The sequence below is a fragment of the Thauera butanivorans NBRC 103042 genome (assembly GCF_001591165.1).
Classification (GTDB): Bacteria; Pseudomonadota; Gammaproteobacteria; order Burkholderiales; family Rhodocyclaceae; genus Thauera; species Thauera butanivorans.
This window is the reverse complement of sequence record NZ_BCUG01000029.1, coordinates 62808-87205: the sequence shown is the minus strand read 5'-3', so window position 1 is coordinate 87205 and position 24398 is coordinate 62808. Positions and strand designations below refer to the sequence as shown.

Here is a 24398-nt window from a genome sequence, read left to right as displayed (position 1 = left end):
CGTGTTGGGCTGCGTCCCGCTGATCATGGCGTGGTCGCTTGTGATCCGTCCCCTGCACACGCTCACCACCGCTGCCATCGAGCGCCTGGACGACTCCCGTTTCGAACTGCAGCGCCTGCGGCTGCTGGTAGCCACAAACGATGTACTGGCACCCGATGAACTGGCACGCCAGTCGCACGAGGTTGCTGCGTGGGTTTTTCGGTCGCGCACGGACGGCGCAGCAGTCCTCAGTGCCGTGGATGAGCTGGTCCGTGGCGCCGGCGTCGAGCTGAATGAACTACGGGCTGCCGAGCCTCAAGCACAAGGGCCTCTGACCCGATTCTCGGTGGACTTGAAAGTGACTGCACCGGAAACCGAGCTGGTTCAGCTGCTGGCGGCCTTCGCCCATCACCGGCCGCTGCTGACGGTCGACCGCGCAGTGATCCTGTCTTCTGCTTCAGGGCCGGATTCGGCACTGCTGCCGCTCTCCATCGAGTTGCGTGTTTCGGGCTTCGGCGCGGAAGTGCCGACGCCTTCATCCACGGAAGAAGTCGATGCCGAGTAAGCAGACCGTGGCGCTCATCGCCTGCAACATCTGCGCACTCGCCGCCTTCGTCCTGCTGCATTGGGTCGCGCTCGGCACCCCCGATCTGCCAGCCTCGACCACGCAGCATGACATGGCGGATGCCGTCGAAGGCGGCAGCCACTGGCCTGAGGTGCTACCGGACATGCTGGTGCGGGCACCGCTGTTTTCACCTTCCCGTAGCCGTCCCGAAATTTCGCTCTCCGCTGATACCGCAGCCAGCTCTCCGCCGCAGCCGCCGCGCCTCGTCGGCATCGTCGGTGCAGGCGGCCGGGCTCGCCTGGTGCTGCTGGAAAACGACACGGCCGAGCGCAGGCTGGTGCCACGCGGCGAGGTGTTCGGTGAGTGGCGTGTCATCTCGATCGCGCCGAATGCCGTGCGGCTCCGCCAGCAAACGAACTCCAGCGCCGAGTCCCCGCCTCCCGCAGACATCACCATCCAGCTCCGGCCGCCCATCACCCATTCAGGGCTTCCACCCAATGAATAAGCTCACCCCGTTCATCATCGGCATTGCGCTTCTGGCAGGACTCAGCGCCTGCTCGACCACAGCCGCACCCGAACCTGCCCGCATTTCACCATGGAAGCGGATTCCGGCTGCTGCCATGGAGACGAACGGCAACGCGGTTCAGTCCGCCGTAACCGATCCAGAACCACCCCGGGGGCTCGTCACGGAATATTTCGAATCCGGCCGTGAAGAACCGGCTCCCGCCCGGGCAGGCAGCACCGCACGCCCCGGCGGTGGCGGCGAGCGCTTCGAGCTCAATTTCAACGAGGCCGACATTCGCGGCGTGATCGATGCGGTGCTCGGTGACATGCTCAGACTCGACTACGTCGTCTCGCCCGAAGTACAGGGCCGCATCACGCTGCGGACCAGCCGCCCGGCTTCGCAGGCATCGCTGCTGTCGGCGCTGGAGGCCGCGCTGGGGACAGTCTCGGCCGTGCTGCTGAAGGATGGCAACAGCGTCAGCGTGGTGCCGTGGAGCGAGGCGCCGCAGCGCGTGCGCCCGGCCCAGCGCCTGGCGGCGTCCATGCCGCCCGTTCCGGGCTACGCGGTGGAGATCATTCCGCTGCGCTACGTCAATGCGAAGGACATGCAGGCCGTCCTGGACACCTTCGTACCGAAAGGCACGGTACTGCAGGCCGATACCCAGCACGGCCATCTCGTGATCGCCGGCAGCAGCCAGGATCGTGGCGCCGTGCTGCGTACCATCGAGAACTTCGACGTCGATTGGCTCAAGGGCATGACCTTCGCCATGTACAGGCTTGCACAGAGCCGGCCCGAAACGATCGTCAACGAACTCCAGCAGATCTTCCAAGGCAAGCTGGACCTGTTCACGACGCGGGTGCGGCTCGTGCCGCTCGAACGCATGCAGGCCGTTCTTGGCGTGGCACGGAACAGGTCCGACCTCGATCTGCTGGGTGAATGGATCGGGCGGCTCGACATCTCGAAGACGGGCAGCCAGCGGATCTTCGTCTACAACGTGCAGAACGGCAGTGCGAAGGACCTGGTCGCATCCCTGCGCCAGGTACTGACCGGCGAGATGGCGGCAACCGCCGCCGTGACCATCGCCGGCACGGAAACGGAACGTTTCCCGCCTTCGACCGTGCCTGCCGACCTGCAGGCGAGCGGAACGGCCAGTGCTCAGTCGAACATCGGCCGGCTCGTTGCGCTCGAAGAAAACAATTCGCTGATGTTCTACGGTACCGAAGATGAATACCGCGTCATCCAGGAAGCGCTGGCCCAGATCGACGTACTGCCCAGGCAGGTGATGATCGAGGCCTTTCTGGCGGAAGTCACGCTGAACAACAACCTGCGCTACGGCGTGCAGTGGTTCTTCGACTCGAGCGAGAACACGGTGACCTTGAGCGCCGCCGAATCCGGCGCCGTGGCCTCACAATTTCCGGGGTTTTCCTACGTCTATACCGGCAAGGCGAACGCCCGCATCGTGCTGAACGCGCTGCAGTCCAAGACCGAGGTCAAGATTCTCTCCGCGCCGAAGATTTCCGTCCTGAACAACCAGAAGGCGAGCCTGCAGGTCGGCGACCAGGTGCCGATCGTCACCCAGACCTCGCAGGGCACGGATGTTTCGGGCGCACCGGTCATCAGCACGATCCAGATGCGCGATACGGGCGTCATCCTGGAAGTGACGCCACGCGTCAATGACAATGGAAACGTGATCCTGGATGTCATGCAGGAGGTGAGCGAAGTGGCGCAGACGACATCGTCCGGCATCGACTCGCCCACCATCCAGCGGCGGAGAATCCACAGCGTCATCGCCACCCGCGACGGCTTCACCGTGGCGCTGGGCGGCCTGATCCGCGAAAGCGGCGGGATGGGCAACAGCGGCGTGCCGCTGCTGAAGGACATCCCGGTCGTCGGCAACTTCTTCCGGAACAACACGTCCGACACCCGCCGCACCGAACTGGTGGTGCTTCTGGTGCCGCATGTGATGCGCAACCAGATGGAGACACAATCGGTCGTCGATGCGCTGGTCGATGGCCTCGAAACCGCTTCCAGGCTGGCCGAGCATGCCCTCCCCCTTGCCCCGTCGCGCCCGCAGTGAGGGCTTCGTCCTGCTGCATGCATTGTGGCTGCTGCTTGTCGCCGCCACCCTCGCCGCTGGCTCGATGACCGCCGTTTTCTACTCATCGGAGGAGTTGTCCATCTCGGAACAGCGGCTCCGGACCCGTCTGGTGCATGAGTCGGCAGTCGAGCTTGCCATCCATGACCTCCTGGTCAACGGAGACAGAAGCGCCTGGATAGGCGACGGCATCGTCACCCGACGCGTGCAGATCGATCAGCAGTTCGTCAGCGTGTCGGTTCAGCAGGTGGCTGGGCTCGTCGACCCCGTGACGTCCGACCCAGCGATATTCGGCCGGCTGCTGGCGGGGCTCGCCATACCGCAGGGACGACAGAAGCCGGGCGGCATGGCGACCCAATCCGCAGACGTCCTTCGTCCCGCGACCTATGCGGACCTGCAGGCCATGCTCGGCCTCGACGACAGCTCATTCGCCTGCCTGTACCCCTACGTCACGCTCCACTCCGGACGGACGGAGCCCGACCTGCGGCATGCGTCGAAGCGTCTTGCCGAACTTGCCGGATCAAGGTCCGGCACGTCGTCCGGCGCACGATCCGTCATGAGCGAGGACTCCGCCCATGGCGTGCTCGGCTCCACGTTCAGGGTGAACGTGTTTTCCGAGAGCGCCCCCGGCGGTGCAGACGGATTTTCCGTCGAAGTGACGATCACTGGCCAGATCGAACCCAGCCATCTCGTGAGAAGCCGGCAGCGCATCGTCGGGGCCTTCGACAAGCCCTGCCCATTTTGAGCGAAGCTCCTTCATACAGTCCCACCAGCCGGGTCCGAGCCAGGAACATCGCCCACCTGTCGAAGCCCGTCACAGCAGGCGTGGCTCGGTTTCAGCTTCCTTGGCGGCCAATGCTGGAGAACACCTAGCTCGATGGCGTCTGGTGGTCGATGTACGCGGAAAAGTGCTTGGCCACGGTCGCCTCGATGCGGGCCACATCCTCATCCGGCAGCCCCTCTACCAGTTTGTGCTTGCGCTTGGAGAGCACCCCCTTGCCTTGCACGATGACGTCGATGAGGGTGTGGAGCGCCGCCTGGCGCAGGTCGAGCCAGGATTCCAGATCACGTACCGTCGCGTCGTGCGCGCGCAGGTAAACGATTTCGGCCTGCAAATCCTCTTCCACGCATGCCTGGCAGCACTCGTAGATGAATTCGCAGATCTCCGTGAAATCGTGGTAGGCATAAAGCCACAAGGGCTGCGGCGAGCGCACGTGGATCGTGGCGCTGTCCCCGTCGAGGGCATAGTCGAGCAACTCGGTGCGGGGGCGTGAGTAGCGTTTGAGAAGCGCCGAGTAGCGGTCCAGTTGCTTCAGCATCCGGGCCGACAAGGGCAGCACCACGCCGGCCGGGGTGAAGCCTGTCTGGCGCAGTATGTGATGCAGCAAGAATCGATGAAGCCTGCCGTTGCCATCCCAGAAGGGGTGTACGAACACAAAGCCGAATGCTGCACACGCTGCGGCCAATACCGGGTCCAGTTTGCCCGCCGCGGCGATCTGCGCCAGCCGGGCCACGGCCTCCATCATCGACCTCACCAGCTCCGGCGGCGCCGGAATGAAATCGGCGATGTTCCTGAGCCGCCCGGCCCGCGAAAGCCAGTTCTGGCCGTCGCGGTATCGGTATTCTGCCGTCCGGGCATTCACGATCCGGGATTGCCACTCGCCGAGTTGGTCCTCGGTAAGCGGCCCGGGTTCGCCAGCCTGTTCAAGCAAGTGCCTGAATCTGGCCGCCCGATTGTTGTCCGGAATCTCGTCCTCGATGCCGTAGGTCGAGCGCGTCTCGGAGAGATAGAGGTAATCCACGGCCCGCGCGAGCATCTCCGGCTCGATGGCCCGGAAGGTTTCTCCCACCTTGCTCGCAAGTCCTGCGGCAAGCCACTTCTCCAATTTTTCGGTACGCCGAATGAGCGGGCTGAACCATTTGTCACCCAAGAGATTGCTCACGATGCCGAACTTGGGATCGGGAACAGCCGGCCCGACGACGTAAGCGGCCGGATCCAGCAGGGGTACTCGCGGGCTGCCCGCCGGCAAGCTGTACTCGAACTCATGGCCCGTAAGCCATGCCGCCAGGTGACCGGCCATCCGTGAGTACTTGGAACTGGGCTTGTCGCGCAGCCAAGCCTGGATGGCTTCGCGTACCTCGGGCACCTCGAAGAGCGCCCCAAGCACAGTCAGATCGAGGTGCTCCCGCTTGAACGCAAAAGTGAGCTGTCCTGCCAGTGTTTCAGTGTCGCTGATACGCTGAAGGGGTAGCTCGATACGCTCCTCTCCATCCGCACTGACGGTCCGGGAGCCGATGGCCCGCTCCGTGGCCGCATAGACGCAGCGCAATGGAGGCACCCGCAATTGATACTTGCGAATGAGTGCTTCGTAACCAAGATGGAGATGAGTCATATACAGAAGACCAGAAGTTGCAGCGCATCGTCTACTTCTTTACAAAATCATCTATTTATTTTTTTATCCCCCCAAAAACATCTACATTCTACCAACACGATTTTCGTTTCCGGCCCATGATCAGTGAAACTGGGGCGACATATTGGCTTGAGCATGCGGCCCGCCGGGGGCATAAGCGGTGGGAAATGTGGGGGAATTTTGGGAAAGCGCGCAAAAAGCACTTGGGCCAATCCGAAGATTGGCCCAAGTGCTTGATTCTTTTGGTCGGGGCGGCGGGATTCGAACTCGCGACCCCTTGCACCCCATGCAAGTGCGCTACCAGGCTGCGCTACGCCCCGACACAAGCCGCCATTATAGCAGCGGCTTCAGAATTTGCCAGTTTTTTGATACTGGCGATATGGCAGCCTTGCCGACGCTCAGGCGCGCAGGTCTGCGAGCAAGGCCTGGACATCGGCACGGATCTCGGCCACCAGCGCGCGATACTGGTCCGCCTCGATCCTGCTTTCCTGCTCCTGGATCGCGCTTTCGCCCAGGCGGTTGCGCGCGCCGGAAATGGTGAAGCCTTCCTGGTACAGCAGCTCGCGGATACGCCGGACCAGCAGCACTTCGTGGTGCTGGTAGTAGCGCCGGTTGCCGCGGCGCTTGACCGGCTTGAGCTGGGTGAACTCCTGCTCCCAGTAGCGCAGCACGTGCGGCTTGACGCCACACAGTTCGCTCACTTCACCGATGGTGAAGTAACGCTTGGCCGGAATCGGCGGCAGCGGTTCCGCGCCGATTTCAGGGTTGCTTGCTTGCATCGCTGAGTTGCTCCACGGCTGCCTTCAGTTTCTGGCTGGCATGGAAAGTGACCACCCGCCGCGCGGTGATCGGGATTTCTTCGCCAGTCTTGGGATTGCGTCCGGGGCGCTGGGGCTTGTCGCGCAACTGGAAGTTGCCGAAGCCCGACAGCTTGACGCTGTCGCCACGCTCCAGCGCCATCCGGATCTCCTCGAAGAAGCCCTCCACCATGTCCTTGGCTTCGCGCTTGTTGAGACCGACCTGCTCGAACAGCAGCTCGGCCAGTTCCGCCTTGGTCAGCGTTGTCATGTCAGCCTCCTGCACCACGCAGGCGGGCACCGAGCACGGTTTCGGCCTGCTTCACCAAACCTGCCATGACGGCATCCACTTCAGCGTCTTCGAGCGTGCGCTGAGTATCTTGCATCGACACCCTGAAGGCAAGGCTCTTCCGGTCGGGCTCGATGCCCTTGCCCTGATAGACGTCGAACAGGGTGATTTCCCGCACCACCGCCGGCGCGGCCTGGCGCAGCGCGTCGATGACGCGTTCGGCAGTGACGTCGGTGCCCAGCACCAGCGCCAGGTCGCGCACCACCGCCGGCATGCGCGAGATCTCGCTGTAGGCCGGCATGCGCGCGCCCAGCACGGCGTCGAGCTCGAGTTCGAACACTACCGGCGCGGTGCCGAGATCGTAGCGCTGCACCCACACCGGATGCAGTTCGCCGATGATGCCGATCACGCGGCCATCCAGCGATACGCTGGCGGCGCGGCCGGGGTGCAGGGCCGGATGGGACAGGCGCACGAAGTTCAGGCTGCGCGGTGCGATCAGGGCTTCGACGTCGGCCTTGACGTCGTAGAAATCGACCGTCCGGCTGCGCTCGCCCCACTGCTCGGGCAGCACCGAGCCCGCGGCGAGGCCGGCGATGCGCATCGGCTGGTGGAAGCCGGCCACCGGCTCGCCGTCGGCCTTGCGCTCGAACACGCGGGCGACTTCGAACACGCGCACGCGCTCGGTCTGGCGCTTGCGGTTGGTGGCCATGGTATCGACCAGGCCGGCGATCAGGCTGGAGCGCATCACGCTGAGCTGGCTGGCGATCGGGTTGGCGAGGCGGATCGGGTCTTCGTTGGCGCAGAAATCGCGCTCCCAGGCTTCCTCGACGAAAGCGAAGTTGACCACTTCCTGATAGCCGCGCGCGGCCAGCAGGTGGCGCGCTGCCCACACCGGGCGGGCATGCTCGGTGCTCGGCAGCATCATCAGGCCGCCTTGCGGCGCCACTGCGGGAATGTTGTCGTAGCCGTGCAGGCGGGCGAGTTCCTCGACCAGATCGACTTCGATCTCGATGTCGAAGCGCCACGACGGCGGCGTGACGACGAAGTCCTCGCCGTCGCGCCGGACGTCCAGATGCACGCGTTCGAGCAACGACTGGATCGCGGCATCGTCGAGGTCGATGCCGAGCACGCGGCGCGCGCGCGCAGTGCGCAGGCGTACCGGCTGGCGTGCCGGCAGCTTGTCGGCGGCGAGCGCTTCCTCGACCGGGCCGGCCTCGCCGCCGCAGATGTCGATGATGAGCTGCGTGGCACGCTCCAGCGCGCGGCGCGGGAGTTCGAAATCGACGCCGCGCTCGAAGCGGTGCGAAGCGTCCGAACCGAAACCGTAGGCACGTGCGCGGCCGGCGATCGCATCCGGCGCGAAGAAGGCGCTTTCGAGGAAGACTTCGCTGGTGTCGAGCGTGATGCCGCTGTCTTCGCCGCCCATGATGCCGGCCAGCGCCAGCGCGCGGGCCTCGTCGGCGATCAGCAGCGTGTCGGCGGCCGGCATCACCGTCTGTTCGTTGAGCAGCAGCACCTGTTCGCCTTCACGCGGGTAACGCACGTGGATCGCGCCCTGCAGTTTGGTATTGTCGAAGGCGTGCAGCGGCTGGCCGAGTTCGAGCATGACGTAGTTGGTGACGTCCACCAGCGCGCTGATCGCACGGATGCCGCTGCGCGCCAGGCGCGTGACCATCCAGTCCGGCGTCGGCGCCTTGGCATCGACGCCGCGCAGGATGCGGCCGCAGTAGCGCGGGCAGGCTTCGGGGGCGTCGAGCACGATCGCACGACGGCCATCGTGGCTGGGGGCGACCGGCGCGACTTCGGTCTTGCGCAGCGCGCTACCGGTGATCGCCGCGACTTCGCGCGCCACGCCTTCGAGGCTGAGGCAGTCGGCACGGTTCGGCGTCAGCTTGATCGTGAACAAGGTGTCGTCGAGGCCGAGGTAGTCGCGGATGTCGCAGCCGACCGGCGCATCCTCGGGCAGCGCATACAGGCCACCGTGGTCTTCCGACAGGCCCAGCTCGCGCGCCGAGCACAGCATGCCGAAGGACTCGACGCCGCGCAGCTTGGCCGCCTTGATGGCGAAGCCGCCCGGCAACACGGCGCCGACCCTGGCGCACGGCACTTTCATGCCGGCGGCGGCGTTCGGCGCACCGCAGACGATCTGCAGCAGCTCGCCACCGCCCGCGTCGACCTTGCACAGCTTGAGCTTGTCGGCGTTCGGATGCTTTTCCGCCTCGACGATGCTGGCCACGACCACGCCCGAGAAGGCGGGCGCAGCCGGCTCGGCCTCTTCCACTTCGAGGCCGGCCATCGTCAGCAGGTGGCCGAGCGCGTCACTGTCGAGTTGCGGATCGACGAAGGTCCGCAGCCACTGTTCGGAGAATTGCATGATTCGATTACCCGGAAGAATTCGATGAGGCAGGCGCCGCCGATGGACGCGCTGCCGGCACTGGTCAGCGGAACTGGCTCAGGAAGCGCAGATCGCCTTCGAAGAACAGGCGCAGGTCGTTGACGCCGTAGCGCAGCATCGTCAGGCGATCCGGCCCCATGCCGAAGGCGAAGCCGGTGTAGCGCTCGGGGTCGATGCCGCCGAAGCGCAGCACGTTCGGGTGGACCATGCCGCAGCCGGCGATCTCGAGCCAGCGCCCCTCCAGCGCGCCGCTCATGAAGGCGACGTCGATCTCGGCGCTGGGTTCGGTGAAGGGGAAGAAGGACGGCCGGAAGCGGACCTGCAGGTCGTCGGTCTCGAAGAGCTTGCGCAGGAAGTCGGCGATCACGCCCTTCAGGTCGGCGAAGCTGACGTTCTCGCCCACCCACAGGCCTTCGGCCTGGTGGAACATCGGCGAGTGGGTCGCATCGGAGTCGACGCGGAACACCCGGCCCGGCGCGATCACGCGCAGCTCGGGCAGGGTGCCGCAATCCTTGTAGCGCTCGACGTGCGCCTGCATGGCGCGGATCTGCACCGGACTCGTGTGGGTGCGCAGCAGCACCTCGTCCTGGCCTTCCAGGTAGAAGGTGTCGTGCATCGAACGCGCGGGGTGCTTTTCCGGCGTGTTCAGCGCGGTGAAGTTGTGCCAGTCGGTCTCGATTTCCGGGCCGTCGGCGACGATGAAGCCGATCGAGCCGAACAGCTGCTCGATGCGTTCGAGCGTGCGGCTCACCGGGTGCAGACCGCCCAACACCGCGCCACGTCCGGGCAGCGTCACGTCCAGCGCCTCGGCGGCCAGTTGGGCCAGCAGCGCGGCTTCGCGCAGCGCGTTGCGGCGCGCTTCGAGTGCGGCCTCGATCGCGGTCTTGGCGGCATTGATGGCTGCGCCGGCTTCACGCCGCGCATCGGGGTCCAGCTTGCCGAGCGACTTCAGCCGCTCGGTCAGCGAACCGCTCTTGCCGAGATAGCGTGCCTTGGCCTGTTCGAGTTGGGCGCTGTCGGCCGCCGCGGCGAAATCGGCGGCTGCCTGTTGAACCAGTTGATCCAGGTGTTCCATATCCGTGCCCTGCCGGGTTGCGATGTGCTGCAAGTGCTGTGGATGGCCGTGCAAGCGAGATTCAGAAGAAAAAAAAGGAGGCCAGGCCTCCTTTTTTCGGGCTGCGTCGAATCACGCAGCGAGTTTGGCCCGGGCCTGTTCGGCGATCGCCGCAAAAGCGGGCTTGTCGAACACGGCCAGGTCGGCCAGCACCTTGCGGTCCACTTCGATCGCAGCCTTCTTCAGGCCGTTCATGAAGGTGCTGTAGGTCAGGCCCAGCTCACGCGCGGCGGCGTTGATACGGGCGATCCACAGGGTACGGAACTGGCGCTTGCGCTGACGACGGTCGCGGTAGGCGTACTGGCCGGCCTTCATCACTGCCTGCTTGGCGATGCGATAGACGTTCTTGCGACGGCCGCGATAACCCTTGGCCTGGGAAAGGACTTTCTTGTGACGAGCGCGGGCGGTTACACCACGTTTAACGCGAGGCATTGCGGTCTCCTATCAAGCGTACGGAAGCATGGCGCGGATCAGCTTTTCATCGGCCGCATGAACTTCGGTCATGCCGCGCAGCTGACGCTTCGCCTTGGTCGTTTTCTTGGTCAGGATGTGGCGCTTGAACGCCTGGGACCGCTTGATCCCGCCACTCGAGCGGACCTTGAAGCGCTTCTTGGCGCCGCTCTTCGTCTTCATCTTGGGCATTGCTGAGACTCCATGTTTTTGGATGACACCAGGTAGCGCCGATGAGCCCCGACGCATTTCCATACCCGGCACCACTTGTTTTCCGGCGGGCGGCCTTCGCTGCCCGCCGGTCTTGCCCTTGCGGGGCAAATTCCGTGCTGCTTAGTGTTTCTTCTTCGGCGCGATGACCATGATCATCTGGCGCCCTTCCATCTTCGGCATCTGCTCGACCTGGCCCAGGTCTTCCAGGTCGGCCTTGACGCGTTCGAGCTGACGCAGACCGAACTCCTGGTGAGCCATCTCACGGCCGCGGAAGCGCAAGGTCACCTTGCACTTGTCGCCTTCTTCCAGGAAGCGCTTCAGGTTGCGAAGCTTGATCTGGTAGTCGTTCTCGTCGGTGCCGGGGCGGAGCTTGACTTCCTTGACCTGCACCTGCTTCTGCTTGAGTCGGGCTTCGTGGGCCTTCTTCTGTTCCTGATACTTGAACTTGCCGAAATCCATCAGCTTGCAGACCGGCGGTGCGGCCATCGGCGCGATTTCGACCAGATCCAGCCCGGCCTCTTCGGCCATGTTCAGGGCTGCGTTCAGGGACACGATTCCAAGCTGTTCACCTTCTTCACCGACCAGCCGGACTTCGGGCGCGTTGATCTCCCTATTGACGCGCTGCTTCTTCTCTTGAGCGATGGTTCAACTCTCCACGAAAACCAAAAATCAGACCGTGCCGGCCTTCGCTTCAACTTCGCGAAGCCAGCGTTCGATCAGCGAATCGAGGGACATTTGGCCAAGATCCTGGCCACCCCGGGCACGCACGGCTACCAAGCCAGCCGCCTTTTCCTTGTCGCCGATGACGATCTGATAGGGCAGCTTCTGCACGCTATGTTCGCGGATTTTATAGTTAATCTTCTCGTTGCGCAAATCGGCTTCGACGCGGAAACCCGCTTTCCTGAGCTTGGCCGCCGCTTCGGCGGCATAGTCCGCCTGCCCTTCCGAGATATTCATCACCACCGCCTGCACCGGCGCCAGCCACAAGGGCATCGCGCCGGCGTGGTTCTCGATCAGGATGCCGATGAAGCGCTCCAGCGAGCCGAGCACCGCGCGATGCAGCATCACCGGCACCTTCTTGGTGTTGTCCTCGTCGACGTATTCCGCGCCGAGGCGCACCGGCAGGTTGAAGTCGAGCTGCAGCGTGCCGCACTGCCATACCCGACCCAGGCTGTCCTTCAGCGAGAACTCGATCTTCGGCCCGTAGAAGGCGCCTTCGCCGGGCTGCAGCTCGTAGGCCAGGCCCTGCGCATCGAGCGCCGCCGCCAGCGCGGCTTCGGCGGCATCCCACTGCTCGTCGGTGCCGACGCGCTTGTCCGGCCGCGTCGACAGCTTGACCAGCACGTCGTTGAAACCGAAATCGGCATAGACCTTCTGCAGCAGCCGGATGAACTCGGCCGACTCGGCCTGGACCTGGCTCTCGGCGCAGAAGATGTGCGCATCGTCCTGCACGAAGTTGCGCACGCGCATGATGCCGTGCAGCGAACCGGACGGCTCGTTGCGGTGGCAGGAACCGAACTCGGCCATGCGCAGCGGCAGGTCGCGGTAGCTCTTGAGGCCCTGGTTGAATATCTGGATGTGGCACGGACAGTTCATCGGCTTGACCGCGTAGTCGTGCTTCTCGGACTGCGTGGTGAACATCAGGTCGGCGTACATGCCCCAGTGGCCGGACTTCTCCCACAGCGAGCGATCGACGATCTGCGGCGTCTTCACTTCCTGGTAGCCGTGCTCGCCGAGCGTGCGGCGCATGTACTGCTCGATCTGCTGCCACAGCGTCCAGCCCTTGGCGTGCCAGAACACCATGCCCGGCGCCTCGTCCTGCAGGTGGAAGAGATCGAGCTGGCGGCCGAGCTTGCGGTGGTCGCGCTTTTCGGCCTCCTCGATCATGTGCAGGTAGGCGTCGAGCTCGTCCTTCTTCGTCCATGCCGTGCCGTAGATGCGCTGCAGCATCTCGTTCTTCGAATCGCCGCGCCAGTAGGCGCCGGCCAGCTTCATCAGCTTGAAGACCTTGAGCTTGCCGGTCGAGGGCACGTGCGGGCCGCGGCAGAGGTCGATGAAGTCGCCCTGGCGGTACAGCGAGACGTCCTCGCCTTGCGGAATCGAGGCGATGATCTCGGCCTTGTAGTGCTCGCCGATGCTCTTGAAGAACTCCACCGCCTTGTCGCGCGGCCACACTTCGCGCTCGACCGGGATGCTGCGTTTGGCGATCTCGGCCATGCGGACTTCGATCGCGGCGAGGTCTTCCGGCGTGAAGGGGCGCTTGTACGAGAAGTCGTAGTAGAAGCCGTTGTCGATCACCGGCCCGATCGTCACCTGGGCATCGGGGAACAGCTCCTTCACCGCGTGCGCCAGCAGGTGGGCGGAGGAGTGGCGGATGATGTCCAGGCCGTCCTCGTTCTTGTCGGTGATGATCGCCAGTTCGGCGTCGGTGTCGAGGCGGTGCGACAGATCCACCAGCCGCCCGCCGACGCGCCCGGCCAGCGCGGCCTTGGCGAGCCCGGCACCGATGGACGCCGCGACCTCGGCAACGGTCACCGGATGGTCGAAGCTGCGGACGGAACCATCGGGAAGCGTGATGTTGGGCATGGCAGTAGTCTCTGGCAGTGTCTGCCCGGCGAAATCGCGGGGCGGGATAGCAACGGAACGAGAATTGTGGACGAAAAAAAAGCGCGGTCTAGGCGCGCTTTTTTCTCTAGCAGACTAACAAGCGGAGCCGACCTGTTCAGTTTCCGGCCTGAGTGGTAGTTCGGAACATGGCATCGACTCCAGAATCTTGGTAGGCGCGATTGGATTCGAACCAACGACCCCCACCATGTCAAGGTGGTGCTCTAACCAACTGAGCTACGCGCCTGCTGAAGACCCGCATTATAGGCACTCAAAAAAACTTGTCAAAGTTTTTTTGCAGCGCACACGAAGAACCTATTTCTTGAGCCGGCTGACCACGAACAGGATCAGGATCGCGCCGACCACCGCGCCGATGAAGCCTGCACCCTGGCCGGCCTGGTAGATGCCGAGCGCCTGGCCGCCATAGGTCGCCACCAGCGAACCCGCGATGCCGAGCAAGGCGGTCATGATCAGGCCGAGGCCGTCCTTGCCTGGATGCAGCAGGCGAGCGACGAGGCCGACGATCAGGCCGATGAAGATGGTAGCGATGATGCCCATGTGACTCTCCTGCTGTGGGGTAAATGTGTCGGGCCGCGTCAGGCCAAGCCGCGACCGGGGGCCGTAGTGCGCTCAGGCCTGCGGCCAGGCTTCGAGAAATTGCTTCCAGTGCGGCGCCTCGAGCCGGCCGAGCGATTCTCGCACGACTTCGACTTCGTCCGCCCAGGCCTTGGCATCGAGATGCCCGCGCATGCGCTCGAAGCGCAGATAGACGAGGTAGGTGTTGACCACGTCGGTCTCGCAATAGTCGCGGATCTCGGCGGCGCGCCCTTCCTGCCAGGCCTGCCACACCGCCGAGCCATCCATGCCGAGCTTGCCCGGGTAGCCCATCAGCTTGGCCAGGTCGTCCAGTGGCGCGTTGGCGCGCGGCTGGTACAGCGCCAGCAGGTCCATCAGGTCGAGATGGCGGTTGTGGTAGCGGCTGATGTAGTTGTTCCACTTGAAGTCGCGCGAGTCGTGGTAGTCGCCCTCGCCCTGGTCCCAGTAGCGCGGCGCCGTGACGCCGTGCAGCATGCCGCGGTAATGCAGCACCGGCAGGTCGAAGCCGCCGCCGTTCCACGAAATGATCTGCGGCGTGTAGCGCTCGATGCCGTCGAAGAAGCGCTGGATGATCTCGCCTTCGCCCGAATCCGGTTCGGACAGCGAAAACACGCGGAAATGCTGGGCATCGCGCAGCACGCACGAGATCGTCACCACCCGCTGCAGGTGGTGCGGCAGGAAATCGTTGCCATGACTGGCGCGCCGCTGCTGGAAAGCCCATTCCGCCGCTTCGGTGTCGGACAGTTCGGGCGGCAGTTCGTACAGGTTCCGGATGCCGGCGACGTCCGGAATGGTTTCGATGTCGAAGACGAGAACGGGCATTACTTCTTCACCCAGGTCCCGCCTCGCTGCACCCACCAGCCTGCCGGCGCACGGTCGATCCAGCGCTGGGCGAAGGTGCTGCGCACGTCCGCCTCCCATTCCGGATGCTGGTTGGCGCGCGCGACTTCGCGGTACAGCGCACTGCGATCGGCATTCTCCGCCGCGACCAGGGCGTTGACGCTGCCGCGCTGCGCCAGCGGCACCGCCGACGCATCCCTCAGGGCGACGCTGCCATCGGCGGCAAGGCCGATCGCACCCGAGACATACAAGGGCCGGAGCTGGGCATGGCGCTGCTTCATCGACGCCTTCAAGGCGGAAATCGCCGGCGTGTCGATCTCGAGATTGCCCTGGGCCTGCACGGCGAAGGCCATCATCCAGCTCAGCAGACCCGCCGTCAGCCAGCGCATCCACCCGGGGACTCCATGACGTGCACTCATTGCTCTGCCCCCTGCTCTGCCGGCGCCGCCTGCGGCGACTGGTTTTCACGTGCCTGCCAGACCTCGTCGATGATGCGGTCGGCGGCTTTTTCCGCGGCCGCAGCCGGGAAATAGATGTTGATCGTCACGCAGGCCGAGGCGGCAAGCGCCAGGCTGCCCGCAAGCAGCAAGGATCGGATTCGAAAGAATGGCATTCGGTTCTCCTGCAGGACCCGGCGCCTGCCGGCCTGAATCAGTGCAACTCGGGCGCGACGTTGTTCTCGATCACGCGCTGGATCCGGTCGACCAGCTCCTGCCAATCGACGCGCCGATTGTAGCCGATGACATCCAGCGCCGGGATGCCGCCGCCACGCACGATGGGAAAGCCGCCGTCCGGCCTCTCGCGGCCGGCGATGCCGCTCATTTCGCAGATGCCGTTCGCCAGTACGCAATGGAAACCGAGCTCGCGATAGCCGAAAGTGTCGAACACGCTCAGCACGCCACGCTGCAGCGCCGCGATCGCACCGCCCCCGCCCAGCGCGCCGATGTTCTGCACCGCCCGCTGGCTGATGCGACGGCGATAGCTGCCCGGGCTGCTGGCGAGCCGCAGATCGAACGCGACCGGCCGCCAGCCGGCCAGCTCCAGCCCTTTCACGTCGGCATCCACATAGCCGCTGATGCTGCCGAAGCTGAAGGTGTCGGTGAGCTGGGCCAGATCCAGATGGCGCGCCTCGATGTCGGCGCGCAGGTTGGAGGCGACGCCGAACGGCTCGCTGACGCGCAGGCCGGTCGCCTGCAGATAGCCGTCGAACACCGAAACCACCAGCGCGCCATCCAGCGAGATCTCGCCGGTGCTGACGCGCATGCCCGGCATGGACGCCGACAGGATGCCGGACATCGACGGCCAGCCGAGCGCCTGGGTCAGCAAGGCCATCGACAGCGGCTCGACGACCACGCCGCCCTGCCCGCGCCAGCCCTCCGCGCCGTGTTCGAGCGCAAGGCCGTCCAGCACCAGGGCACCATCCAGCAAGGGAATGCGGATCTGCCCGAAAGCGACCTGCCCGCCGTCGAGCAGTGCATCGACGTCGAAGGCGCCGAGCGACAGGGCTTCCCAATGCCCGCCCTCAAGCTGCAGGCTGGCGCGTGTCGGCGCAGTCGCCGACCAGGGCAGATGGCCGGACAGCGGCCCGAAGGCCAGCCCGCGTCCGCGCACCTCGCCGCCTTCATCCACGCCGGCGAGACTGAGGCCGGCGCCGTCGAAGACCAGGTCCAGGGAGAAGAGTTGCCCGTTCCTGATCTCGGCGCCAGCGCCGGCATGGCCGGCAAAACGCAGGCGGTCCGCCAGCGCGGGCGCCAGCGCCGGCGTGATCCAGTGCGGACCGAGAATCGCCAGATCGCCGCCGGCCAGCGACAGCGTGAGATCCTGCAGGCTCGGCGGTTCGCGCGCGATGCGGGCGGTCAGGGCGAACTGATCGACGCCTTCGAGTTCCAGTGTCGCCATGCGCAGCACGAGCTCGTCGTCGTTCAGCCGGCCTTCGGCCTGCAGCACTGGCCCCGACTGCAGGTAGAGCGGATGCAGGTAGGCTTCGCCGCCCTCCCATGCCAGCCGGCCCTGCCAGTCCCAGCCTGCAGCCAGCGCCCGGGCCGTGAGATCGAGCGACAGCGCCAGGCCTTCGGCCGCCTGCAGGCCATCCGGGCTGGAGAAGCTGCCGCCGCTCAGTCGCGCCTGAAGTTGCAGCTTTTCATGCGGATCGGCATCGCCGGCCTGCTGCCACGCCAGTCTGGCATCGACCGTCCCTTTGGCTGCGTGCTGCGCCAACTCCGCTGCAAGTGCCGGCGAAACCTGCGCAGCGAAGCCGGCCAGGTCTCCACTCAGTTCTCCTATCTCGAAGCGCGTCAGCGCCGCCTCGACGAGGTTGCCGCCATCATGGTGGATATCCACGGTCGAACCCGACGACAGCCGCAGCACGGCGTCGAAAGCGGATGTCAGCGGATCGAAGCGGAAATCGATGTTCAGCGGCAGGCGTTTGGCACCGACGCGGATCTCGCCTCCCCTGCAGCGAATCTCCGGAAATGCGGCATCGGCTTCGGGACAGGAGAGATGCAGTCCACGCCACGCCCGCTCGCCCAGCGCCAGATGGGCGATACGCAGCTCGGGCCCCTTGCTGCCGGCAGCGAACTGCAGTTCCACCCCCTGCACGGACAGGCCGGGGGCGCGAATGTCGCCGATCGACAGCTGGATGCGTTCGATGCCCTGTACCGGCAGTATCGCCGCCAGCGCCAGCAGGGCCAGGCAGCAGCAACGGGCGGCGGCCCTGGCCGCCATGGCCCGCAAGCTTCCCTCAGGCCGGGAACACACCCGTCGACAGATAGCGGTCACCGCGGTCGCAGACGATGGACACGATCACCGCATTCTCGAGTTCGGCGGCCAGCCGCAGCGCGACGTGCATCGAACCACCGGAAGAGATGCCGGCGAAGATGCCTTCCTCGCGCGCCAGCCGGCGGGTCATTTCCTCCGCCTCGGCCTGGCTGACGCGTTCGACGCGATCGACCCGCGGGCGCTCGAAGATCTTCGGCAGATAGGCTTCCGGCCACTTGCGGATGCCCGGAATCTGCGACCCCTCTTCCGGTTCGCAGCCGACGATCTGAACCTCGGGGTTCTTTTCCTTGAGGAAGCGCGAAGTCCCCATGATGGTGCCGGTGGTGCCCATCGAGCTGACGAAATGGGTCACGCGGCCGCCCGTCTGCTCCCAGATCTCGGGGCCGGTACCTTCGTAGTGAGCGAGCGGATTGTCCGGATTGGCGAACTGGTCGAGGATGATGCCCTTGCCTTCGTCGCGCATCTTGTCGGCGATGTCGCGCGCCATCTCCATGCCGCCGGAAGTCGGCGTCAGCACCAGTTCGGCACCGAAGGCGCGCATCGTCTGGCGCCGCTCCACGCTCTGGTTCTCCGGCATCACCAGGATCATGCGGTAGCCGCGCATCGCCGCTGCCATCGCCAGCGCGATGCCGGTGTTGCCGCTGGTCGCTTCGATCAGGGTGTCGCCGGGCTTGATCTCGCCGCGCGCCTCGGCATGCATCACCATCGACAATGCCGGCCGGTCCTTGACCGAGCCGGCCGGGTTGTTGCCTTCGAGCTTGGCCAGGATGACGTTGTTGCGGCCGGCATTGATGCGTTTCAGCCTCACCAGCGGGGTGTGGCCGACATAATCTTCCAGCGTCTTGAATTCCATGGATCGGGTTCTCTGAATGGGGGGGCGGCCGCTCAAGAGGCGTCAGGGCGCTCAGGCCATCGAGCTGTTCAGGGTGTCAAGTCGAATTCTTCGGTTCGCCGCGGCGGGTAAGTCTCCCAGCCGCCGCAGGCCGGACAACGCCAATGGAACTGGCGGGCCTTGAAGCCACAGGCGTCGCAGCGATAGCGGGCGACCTTGCGCGTGTGGCCGTGGATCAGTTGCTTGATCAGCTCGACGTCGCCGCGCTGCTCGCTCGGCACCGTCAGCAACGCGGCTTCGAGCAGCTTGTCCAGGCCCAGCAGCGTGGGGTTGCGCCGCAGTTCCTCGCGCACCAGGTCGTAGGCCGCCTGCGGGCCCTGTTTGTCCATTTCCCAATGGAAAAGCTCGTCGAGCAGATCGAGCGAGGCATGGCTGTCGAGCCAGGCACGCAACAACTGATGGCCCTCTTCCAGCCGCCCGAGGCGGCCATAGGCGTCCATGATGCGCTCGGCGGCCAGGGCGAGATAGACCGGATCCTGGTTCTCGATCCGTTTCCACGCGGCGAGCGCGTCCTCGTCTCTGCCTTGTGCGGCACAGATGTCGCCGCGGATCAGGCTCGCGCGCACGCAGCGGGGATTGACCGACAGCGCCGCCTCGACGTGGCGTTCGGCCTCGTCCGGCTTCGAGTTGGCCAACGCAGCCGACGCCAGCTCGCAGTGGAAATTCGCCACCTCGGTCCGCCACATCAGACTTTCGTGGCCCGGCAGCGCATCGGCCACTTCGATCGCCTTCGCCCAGTCCTTCTCCTGCTGATAGATCTCCAGCAGGTAGCGCAGCGCCAGCGCGTCGGCGCGTGTGCCGCGCAGGCGGACGAACACCTCTTCGGCACGATCGAGCAGGCCTGCCTTGAGGAAGTCCTGGCCGAGTTCGCCGAGCGCCTGCAGGCGCTGCTCTTCGGTGATGTCCTCGCGATCGACCAGCAGTTGATGGATGCGGATCGCCCGGTCGGTCTCGCCGCGGCGCCGGAACAGGCTGCCGAGGGCGAAATGCAGTTCGATCGTCTGCGGGTCGATGCGCACGGCTTCGACGAAGGAGTCGATCGCCTTGTCGGGCTGCTCGTTGAGCAGGAAATTCAGGCCGGACAGATAGGAGCGCGGCAATGCCCGCGACTCCTGCACCACCTGGCGAATGTCGATGCGGGCAGCGAGCCAGCCCAGCGCGAAGAACAGCGGAAGGGCCAGCAGCCACCAGAGTTCGATTTCCATGGGACGGCGAAACGCTCAGGAAAGGCTGGGCATCTGGATCTCGGCCGCCGGCTCGGTGGCGTTGGCCGTCCGTTCACGCTCGGCACGCTCCCGCTCCAGCTGGCGGCGCAATTGAGAGATTTCGCGGCGCTGGCGCAGCAGCGAAGCGAAGGTCGCCGTGACCCCGAGCAAGGCACCGGCGGCGAAGCTGACGAGGATGACGAACACCAGCGGAAGCTGCCATTGCCCGCCAAAGAAGAAGTTCAGGGTCGCCAGATGATCGTTCTTGATCGCGAACCCGAACAGCAGGATGAACAGCAGGAGACGGATGAACCACATGATTGCGCGCATGGCGCCATTATCACCGAGCACGCCGCAAAAAAGAAGAAAGGCGGCCATCGGGCCGCCTTCCGGTACTGCATCTGTTGCCACTCGCAAGCCTGGCTTGCATCCGATCGCCGCGCGGTCGATCGTCCATCGGTGGCCGAACTCGCCAGCCGAACCCGGTCCGGCTGCTCAGCCAGCGAGATCCACGCGTTCGCGCAACTCCTTGCCGGCCTTGAAGTGCGGCACGTACTTTTCCGGCACGTGCACCTTCTCGCCCGACTTGGGATTGCGTCCGACGCGCGGCGGACGATAGTTCAGCGCGAAACTGCCAAACCCGCGGATCTCGATGCGATCGCCGCGCGCAAGCGCATCGGTCATCGCATCGAGGATCATCTTGACCGCGTAATCGGCATCCTTTGCGACCAGTTGCGGGAAACGCTCCGCAAGCTGGGCGATCAGCTCCGATTTGGTCATGTCGGCTTGCTTACTGCTTCTGCTCGTTCAGCTTGGCCTTCAGCAGCGCACCCAGGTTGGTCGTGCCGGACGCGGCGGAGCTGTCGGAAGCCAGCTTGTTCATGGCTTCGTTCTGCTCGGCCTGATCCTTGGCGCGGATCGACAGGTTGATCGAACGGGTCTTGCGATCGACGTTGATCACCATCGCCTCGACCTCGTCGCCTTCCTTCAGCATCGTCGTCAGGTCGTCGACGCGGTGGGCAGCGGCTTCGGAAGCACGCAGGTAGGCTTCGACGTCGTCACCCAGCGAGATCACGGCGCCACGCGCATCGACCGACTTCACGGTGCCGCGCACGAGGGTGTTCTTCTCGTGGGTGGCGATGAAGTTGGTGTAGGGATCGCCTTCGAGCTGCTTGATGCCCAGCGAGATGCGCTCGCGCTCGACGTCGATCGCCAGCACCACGGCTTCGACCTCGTCGCCCTTCTTGAAGCGGCGCACGGCTTCGTCGCCCTGCTCGCTCCACGACAGGTCGGACAGGTGCACCAGGCCGTCGATGCCGCCTTCCAGACCGATGAAGACGCCGAAGTCGGTGATCGACTTGATCTGGCCGCGGACCTTGTCGCCCTTCTTGTGGTTGATGGCGAAATCGTCCCACGGGTTGGACATGCACTGCTTCATGCCCAGCGAGATGCGGCGGCGGTCTTCGTCGATCTCGAGGATCATCACTTCGACTTCGTCGCCCAGCTGGACGACCTTGGTCGGGTGGATGTTCTTGTTGGTCCAGTCCATTTCGGACACGTGCACCAGACCCTCGATGCCCTGCTCGACTTCGACGAAGGCGCCGTAGTCGGTGATGTTGGTGACCTTGCCGAACAGGCGGGTGCCCTGCGGGTAGCGGCGCGAGATGCCGACCCACGGATCTTCGCCGAGCTGCTTCAGGCCCAGCGAGACGCGGTTCTTTTCCTGGTCGAACTTGAGCACCTTGGCTTCGATCTCGTCACCGACGTTGAGCACTTCGCTCGGGTGGCGGACGCGGCGCCAGGCCAGGTCGGTGATGTGCAGCAGGCCATCGATGCCGCCCAGGTCGACGAACGCACCGTAGTCGGTGATGTTCTTGACGATACCCTTGATGACGGTGCCTTCCTTGAGGTTGGCGAGCAGCTTCTCGCGCTCTTCGCCCATCGACTCTTCCAGCACGGCACGGCGCGAGACGACGACGTTGTTGCGCTTGCGGTCGAGCTTGATGACCTTGAATTCGTATTCCTTGCCTTCGTACGGCGTGGTGTCCTTGACCGGACGCATGTCGACCAGCGAACCCGGCAGGAAGGCGCGGATGCTGTTGGTCATGACGGTCAGGCCACCCTTGACGCGGCCGGTGATGACGCCCTTGACCAGCGAGCCTTCGTTGAGGGCCTTCTCGAGGTCGTTCCAGGCGGCGATGCGCTTGGCCTTCTCGCGCGACAGGCGGGTCTCGCCGAAGCCGTCTTCGAGCGCGTCGATGGCGACGTGGACGAAGTCGCCGACGTTGACTTCGAGTTCGCCGCGGTCGTTGCGGAACTCGTCGACGGGGACGTAGCTTTCGGACTTCAGGCCGGCGTTGACGACGACGAAGTTCTGATCGATGCGCACGACTTCGGCGGTGATGACTTCACCAGTGCGCATTTCCTGCAGGGCAAGGCTTTCCTCGAAGAGGGCGGCAAAACTTTCTTCGAAGGCGGGGGTGGCGTTGGACATGAGGGATAAATCCGGGACCGCCGTGCGACGGCAAAAAAGTGAGATTGAGAAAAAACGCGCCTGGGCTCCCGCCCCTGCGCGCGGCACTTCAACCGGCGGCGAGTCCCCGATCCCGCACGAGATCGAGCACGAAAGCCACGGCGCCCTCGACGTCCAGTTCGGTCGTATCGAGCAGCACCGCATCCGGCAACTTCACGAGCGGCGCGACGGGCCGTGCCGCATCGCGCGCGTCACGTTCCCGAAGGTCGTCCAGAAGACTTTGCATGTTAGCAGGCAAACCCTTTTCCATCAACTGCTTATAACGGCGCCCGGCACGCGCCTCGGCCGTCGCGGTCAGGAAGATCTTGATCTGTGCATCCGGGAATATCACCGAGCCCATGTCGCGGCCGTCGCCGACCAGCCCGGGCGCCACGCGATAGTCGCGCTGGCGGCCGAGCAAGGCTTCGCGCACCGCCGGCAGCACCGCGACCTTCGATGCGCCCACCGAGCAGGCTTCGCTGCGGATGTCGGTGCTGATGTCGTCGCCGCCGAGCAGCACCTTGCCGTCCTCGAAGCGCGCCGGCAGGCTGGCGGCGATCGCGGCGACGCCCGCTTCGTCGTCGAGCGCGACGCCGGCGCGCGTCGCCGCCAGCGCGACGATGCGGTACAGCGAACCGCTGTCGAGCACCTTCCAGCCGAGCGCGGCGGCGACGCGCTCGGCCACCGTGCCCTTGCCCGATGCCGACGGACCGTCGATCGCGATCACCGGCACCGGCCGCGTCACGCTGGCGAAAGCGTCGAAATAGCCGGGGAAAGTCTTGTTGACGCACTTCGGATCGTTGATCCGCACGCGGCAGCCGCCCAGGCTGACGAGCGAGAAGCACATCGCCATGCGATGGTCGTCGTAGGTGTCGATCGCCGCCGGCAGCAGGCGCGCGGGCGGCGTCACGCACAGGTAGTCCGCGCCCTCCTCGATCTCGGCACCGACCTTGCGCAGTTCGATCGCCATCGCCGCGATGCGGTCGGTTTCCTTGACCCGCCAGCTGGCGATGTTGCGCAGCCGGCACGGGCCGTCGGCGAACAGCGCGGCGACCGCCAGCGTCATCGCCGCATCCGGGATGTGGTTCAGATCGAGATCGAAAGCCTTCAGCACGCCGGATTCGGGCGCCGAAGCCTCGATCCAGTTGTCGCCCATCGTGATCCGCGCGCCGAGCTGCGCCAGTGCCTCGGCGAAGCGGACGTCGCCCTGGATGCTGCTGCGGCCGACGCCTTCGACCCGTACCGGCCCGCCGCCGATCGCACCGGCAGCGAGGAAATACGAAGCCGACGAGGCATCGCCTTCGACGAACAGCGTACCCGGGCTGCGATAGCGCGCGCCGTCCGGCACGACGAAGCGCTCCCAGCCCTGCTGCTCGACCTCGACACCGAAGCGCGCCATCAGCTCCAGCGTGATCGCGATGTAGGGCTTGGAGATCAGTTCGCCGACGACCTCGACCGTGGTCTGCACGCCGGTCAGCGGCAAGGCCATCAGCAGCGCGGTCAGGAACTGGCTCGAGACGTCGCCCCGCACCCTGACCACGCCGCCCGGACTGATCGTCGCCGGCTTGATGTGCAGCGGCGGATAGCCTTCATTCGCCGTGCAGCTGATGTCGGCACCGAGCTGGCGCAGCGCCTCGACCAGGTCGCCGATCGGGCGCTCGTGCATCCGTGGCACGCCCGACAAGCGGTATTCGCCACCGGACAGGGCCAGCGCCGCGGTCAGCGGCCGGAAGGCGGTACCCGCGTTGCCGAGGAAAAGTTCTGCCGCCTTGACCGGAAACGGTCCGCCAACGCCATCGACGACGTAATCGAGCGTATCGCCCTTGCGCTGCCAGCGCACGCCGAGCGCCTGCAGCGCCTCCAGCATGCGTTCGACGTCGTCGGACGACAGCAGGTCGCGGATCTCGGTGCGGCCTTCGGCCAGCGCGGCGAGCAGCAGCACGCGGTTGGAGATGCTCTTGGAGCCGGGCAGGCGCACGCTGCCGCTCGCGCCCAGCATCGGGGACAGGTCGAGGAATTCCATGTTTCGTCTCTTATTGACGCAGCCCTTGAACAGGCTGCTTTCGAAAAGCCGGGCAGGATGGGTAGAGCCGTCGGCGAAACCCATCGCCTCGATGACGGCTCCGTTCTGGCCATTGATGGGTTTCGCTGCGCTCT

At 65.2% G+C, this 24398-nt stretch carries 24 protein-coding genes and 2 tRNA genes; 4 read left to right on the top strand and 22 right to left on the bottom strand.

What is annotated here, in order from left to right; translation table 11 throughout:
* The 4 genes from gspM to TBU01S_RS13115 all read left to right on the top strand — a co-directional run.
* Positions 1–544, top strand: a 544-nt coding sequence (gene gspM / locus TBU01S_RS13130) for a type II secretion system protein GspM (protein WP_157659139.1), incomplete at its 5' end; no start/stop codon positions are given.
* Positions 534–1049: a hypothetical protein gene (locus tag TBU01S_RS23890; protein WP_068637073.1), complete on the top strand. Its 516-nt coding sequence runs from the start codon at positions 534–536 to the stop codon at positions 1047–1049. The genes gspM and TBU01S_RS23890, both read left to right, overlap by 11 nt.
* Positions 1042–3126, top strand: a complete 2085-nt coding sequence (gene gspD / locus TBU01S_RS13120) for a type II secretion system secretin GspD (RefSeq protein ID WP_157659138.1) — start codon at positions 1042–1044, stop codon at positions 3124–3126. Before TBU01S_RS23890 ends, gspD begins: the two co-directional genes overlap by 8 nt.
* The gene (locus tag TBU01S_RS13115) at positions 3092–3889 is read left to right on the top strand and encodes a hypothetical protein (protein ID WP_068637071.1); all 798 of its coding nucleotides are present in this window, start codon (positions 3092–3094) and stop codon (positions 3887–3889) included. The genes gspD and TBU01S_RS13115 overlap by 35 nt, the downstream gene beginning before the upstream one ends.
* 124 nt (positions 3890–4013) lie before the next feature.
* Here the strand turns inward: TBU01S_RS13115 and TBU01S_RS13110 are convergent, their stop codons facing one another.
* From TBU01S_RS13110 to TBU01S_RS13005, 22 genes are all read right to left on the bottom strand, one after another.
* Positions 4014–5537, bottom strand: coding sequence for a Fic family protein (locus TBU01S_RS13110; protein WP_068637070.1), 1524 nt, complete (start codon positions 5535–5537; stop codon positions 4014–4016).
* A 261-nt stretch (positions 5538–5798) separates the two neighbouring features.
* A tRNA-Pro gene (locus TBU01S_RS13105) sits at positions 5799–5875 on the bottom strand.
* A 78-nt stretch (positions 5876–5953) separates the two neighbouring features.
* Positions 5954–6334 carry a MerR family transcriptional regulator gene (locus tag TBU01S_RS13100; protein ID WP_068637069.1) on the bottom strand — a complete coding sequence of 127 codons (381 nt, stop codon included), beginning with the start codon at positions 6332–6334 and terminating at the stop codon, positions 5954–5956.
* Entirely contained in the window at positions 6315–6623 is a 309-nt protein-coding gene (locus TBU01S_RS13095) for an integration host factor subunit alpha (protein WP_068637068.1), read from the bottom strand. Before TBU01S_RS13095 ends, TBU01S_RS13100 begins: the two co-directional genes overlap by 20 nt.
* Position 6624: 1 nt before the next feature.
* Positions 6625–9015, bottom strand: a complete 2391-nt coding sequence (pheT, locus tag TBU01S_RS13090) for a phenylalanine--tRNA ligase subunit beta (protein ID WP_068637067.1) — start codon at positions 9013–9015, stop codon at positions 6625–6627.
* A gap of 64 nt (positions 9016–9079) precedes the next feature.
* The gene (locus tag TBU01S_RS13085; RefSeq protein WP_068637066.1) at positions 9080–10111 is read right to left on the bottom strand and encodes a phenylalanine--tRNA ligase subunit alpha; all 1032 of its coding nucleotides are present in this window, start codon (positions 10109–10111) and stop codon (positions 9080–9082) included.
* 111 nt (positions 10112–10222) lie between these two features.
* Positions 10223–10582, bottom strand: coding sequence for a 50S ribosomal protein L20 (gene rplT, locus TBU01S_RS13080; RefSeq protein WP_004333413.1), 360 nt, complete (start codon positions 10580–10582; stop codon positions 10223–10225).
* Between the two features lie 12 nt (positions 10583–10594).
* Positions 10595–10792: a 50S ribosomal protein L35 gene (gene rpmI, locus TBU01S_RS13075; protein ID WP_002923845.1), complete on the bottom strand. Its 198-nt coding sequence runs from the start codon at positions 10790–10792 to the stop codon at positions 10595–10597.
* 141 nt (positions 10793–10933) lie between these two features.
* Positions 10934–11455, bottom strand: a complete 522-nt coding sequence (infC, locus tag TBU01S_RS13070) for a translation initiation factor IF-3 (protein WP_083953600.1) — start codon at positions 11453–11455, stop codon at positions 10934–10936.
* A 27-nt stretch (positions 11456–11482) separates the two neighbouring features.
* Complete coding sequence (thrS, locus tag TBU01S_RS13065) at positions 11483–13399, bottom strand: threonine--tRNA ligase (RefSeq protein ID WP_068637064.1); 1917 nt, start codon at positions 13397–13399, stop codon at positions 11483–11485.
* A 188-nt stretch (positions 13400–13587) separates the two neighbouring features.
* Positions 13588–13664, bottom strand: a tRNA-Val gene (locus TBU01S_RS13060).
* A 68-nt stretch (positions 13665–13732) separates the two neighbouring features.
* On the bottom strand, positions 13733–13975 hold the full coding sequence (locus TBU01S_RS13055; RefSeq protein WP_068637063.1) for a GlsB/YeaQ/YmgE family stress response membrane protein: 243 nt from the start codon (positions 13973–13975) through the stop codon (positions 13733–13735).
* Between the two features lie 72 nt (positions 13976–14047).
* Entirely contained in the window at positions 14048–14836 is a 789-nt protein-coding gene (locus TBU01S_RS13050; protein ID WP_068637062.1) for a 3'-5' exonuclease, read from the bottom strand.
* On the bottom strand, positions 14836–15243 hold the full coding sequence (locus TBU01S_RS13045) for a YdbL family probable chaperone protein (protein ID WP_068637061.1): 408 nt from the start codon (positions 15241–15243) through the stop codon (positions 14836–14838). The genes TBU01S_RS13050 and TBU01S_RS13045 overlap by 1 nt, the downstream gene beginning before the upstream one ends.
* Before the next feature lie 26 nt (positions 15244–15269).
* Positions 15270–15467 (bottom strand): hypothetical protein, encoded by a 198-nt coding sequence (locus TBU01S_RS13040; RefSeq protein WP_068637060.1) that lies wholly within the window; start codon positions 15465–15467, stop codon positions 15270–15272.
* A 38-nt stretch (positions 15468–15505) separates the two neighbouring features.
* Positions 15506–17578, bottom strand: a complete 2073-nt coding sequence (locus TBU01S_RS13035; protein WP_088178876.1) for a translocation/assembly module TamB domain-containing protein — start codon at positions 17576–17578, stop codon at positions 15506–15508.
* 16 nt (positions 17579–17594) lie between these two features.
* Positions 17595–18485: a cysteine synthase CysM gene (cysM, locus tag TBU01S_RS13030; protein WP_068637058.1), complete on the bottom strand. Its 891-nt coding sequence runs from the start codon at positions 18483–18485 to the stop codon at positions 17595–17597.
* Positions 18486–18553: 68 nt separating this feature from the next.
* Positions 18554–19729, bottom strand: coding sequence for a lipopolysaccharide assembly protein LapB (gene lapB, locus TBU01S_RS13025; RefSeq protein ID WP_068637057.1), 1176 nt, complete (start codon positions 19727–19729; stop codon positions 18554–18556).
* Positions 19730–19744: 15 nt separating this feature from the next.
* Positions 19745–20059 carry a LapA family protein gene (locus TBU01S_RS13020; RefSeq protein ID WP_068637081.1) on the bottom strand — a complete coding sequence of 105 codons (315 nt, stop codon included), beginning with the start codon at positions 20057–20059 and terminating at the stop codon, positions 19745–19747.
* 165 nt (positions 20060–20224) lie between these two features.
* The gene (locus TBU01S_RS13015; RefSeq protein ID WP_068637056.1) at positions 20225–20509 is read right to left on the bottom strand and encodes an integration host factor subunit beta; all 285 of its coding nucleotides are present in this window, start codon (positions 20507–20509) and stop codon (positions 20225–20227) included.
* 10 nt (positions 20510–20519) lie between these two features.
* A complete protein-coding gene (gene rpsA, locus TBU01S_RS13010) occupies positions 20520–22223 on the bottom strand; it encodes a 30S ribosomal protein S1 (RefSeq protein WP_068637055.1) in 1704 nt (567 codons plus the stop codon).
* A gap of 88 nt (positions 22224–22311) precedes the next feature.
* Positions 22312–24264 (bottom strand): bifunctional 3-phosphoshikimate 1-carboxyvinyltransferase/cytidylate kinase, encoded by a 1953-nt coding sequence (locus TBU01S_RS13005; RefSeq protein ID WP_068637080.1) that lies wholly within the window; start codon positions 24262–24264, stop codon positions 22312–22314.
* Between the last annotated feature and the right edge of the window lie 134 nt (positions 24265–24398).

Excerpts from the sequence above, each read along its gene's own strand:
- pheT (WP_068637067.1), bottom strand. The coding sequence starts at position 9,015 with ATGCAATTCTCCGAACAGTGGCTGCGGACCTTCGTCGATCCGCAACTC.
- TBU01S_RS13115 (WP_068637071.1), top strand. The coding sequence starts at position 3,092 with ATGCCCTCCCCCTTGCCCCGTCGCGCCCGCAGTGAGGGCTTCGTCCTG.
- thrS (WP_068637064.1), bottom strand. The coding sequence starts at position 13,399 with ATGCCCAACATCACGCTTCCCGATGGTTCCGTCCGCAGCTTCGACCAT.
- TBU01S_RS13015 (WP_068637056.1), bottom strand. The coding sequence starts at position 20,509 with ATGACCAAATCGGAGCTGATCGCCCAGCTTGCGGAGCGTTTCCCGCAA.
- TBU01S_RS13020 (WP_068637081.1), bottom strand. The coding sequence starts at position 20,059 with ATGCGCGCAATCATGTGGTTCATCCGTCTCCTGCTGTTCATCCTGCTG.
- lapB (WP_068637057.1), bottom strand. The coding sequence starts at position 19,729 with ATGGAAATCGAACTCTGGTGGCTGCTGGCCCTTCCGCTGTTCTTCGCG.
- TBU01S_RS13055 (WP_068637063.1), bottom strand. The coding sequence starts at position 13,975 with ATGGGCATCATCGCTACCATCTTCATCGGCCTGATCGTCGGCCTCGTC.
- rpsA (WP_068637055.1), bottom strand. The coding sequence starts at position 22,223 with ATGTCCAACGCCACCCCCGCCTTCGAAGAAAGTTTTGCCGCCCTCTTC.
- TBU01S_RS13095 (WP_068637068.1), bottom strand. The coding sequence starts at position 6,623 with ATGACAACGCTGACCAAGGCGGAACTGGCCGAGCTGCTGTTCGAGCAG.
- TBU01S_RS13005 (WP_068637080.1), bottom strand. The coding sequence starts at position 24,264 with ATGGAATTCCTCGACCTGTCCCCGATGCTGGGCGCGAGCGGCAGCGTG.
- rpmI (WP_002923845.1), bottom strand. The coding sequence starts at position 10,792 with ATGCCCAAGATGAAGACGAAGAGCGGCGCCAAGAAGCGCTTCAAGGTC.
- gspD (WP_157659138.1), top strand. The coding sequence starts at position 1,042 with ATGAATAAGCTCACCCCGTTCATCATCGGCATTGCGCTTCTGGCAGGA.
- TBU01S_RS13110 (WP_068637070.1), bottom strand. The coding sequence starts at position 5,537 with ATGACTCATCTCCATCTTGGTTACGAAGCACTCATTCGCAAGTATCAA.
- TBU01S_RS23890 (WP_068637073.1), top strand. The coding sequence starts at position 534 with ATGCCGAGTAAGCAGACCGTGGCGCTCATCGCCTGCAACATCTGCGCA.
- TBU01S_RS13100 (WP_068637069.1), bottom strand. The coding sequence starts at position 6,334 with ATGCAAGCAAGCAACCCTGAAATCGGCGCGGAACCGCTGCCGCCGATT.
- rplT (WP_004333413.1), bottom strand. The coding sequence starts at position 10,582 with ATGCCTCGCGTTAAACGTGGTGTAACCGCCCGCGCTCGTCACAAGAAA.
- TBU01S_RS13085 (WP_068637066.1), bottom strand. The coding sequence starts at position 10,111 with ATGGAACACCTGGATCAACTGGTTCAACAGGCAGCCGCCGATTTCGCC.
- TBU01S_RS13050 (WP_068637062.1), bottom strand. The coding sequence starts at position 14,836 with ATGCCCGTTCTCGTCTTCGACATCGAAACCATTCCGGACGTCGCCGGC.
- TBU01S_RS13040 (WP_068637060.1), bottom strand. The coding sequence starts at position 15,467 with ATGCCATTCTTTCGAATCCGATCCTTGCTGCTTGCGGGCAGCCTGGCG.
- TBU01S_RS13035 (WP_088178876.1), bottom strand. The coding sequence starts at position 17,578 with ATGGCGGCCAGGGCCGCCGCCCGTTGCTGCTGCCTGGCCCTGCTGGCG.
- cysM (WP_068637058.1), bottom strand. The coding sequence starts at position 18,485 with ATGGAATTCAAGACGCTGGAAGATTATGTCGGCCACACCCCGCTGGTG.
- TBU01S_RS13045 (WP_068637061.1), bottom strand. The coding sequence starts at position 15,243 with ATGCGCTGGCTGACGGCGGGTCTGCTGAGCTGGATGATGGCCTTCGCC.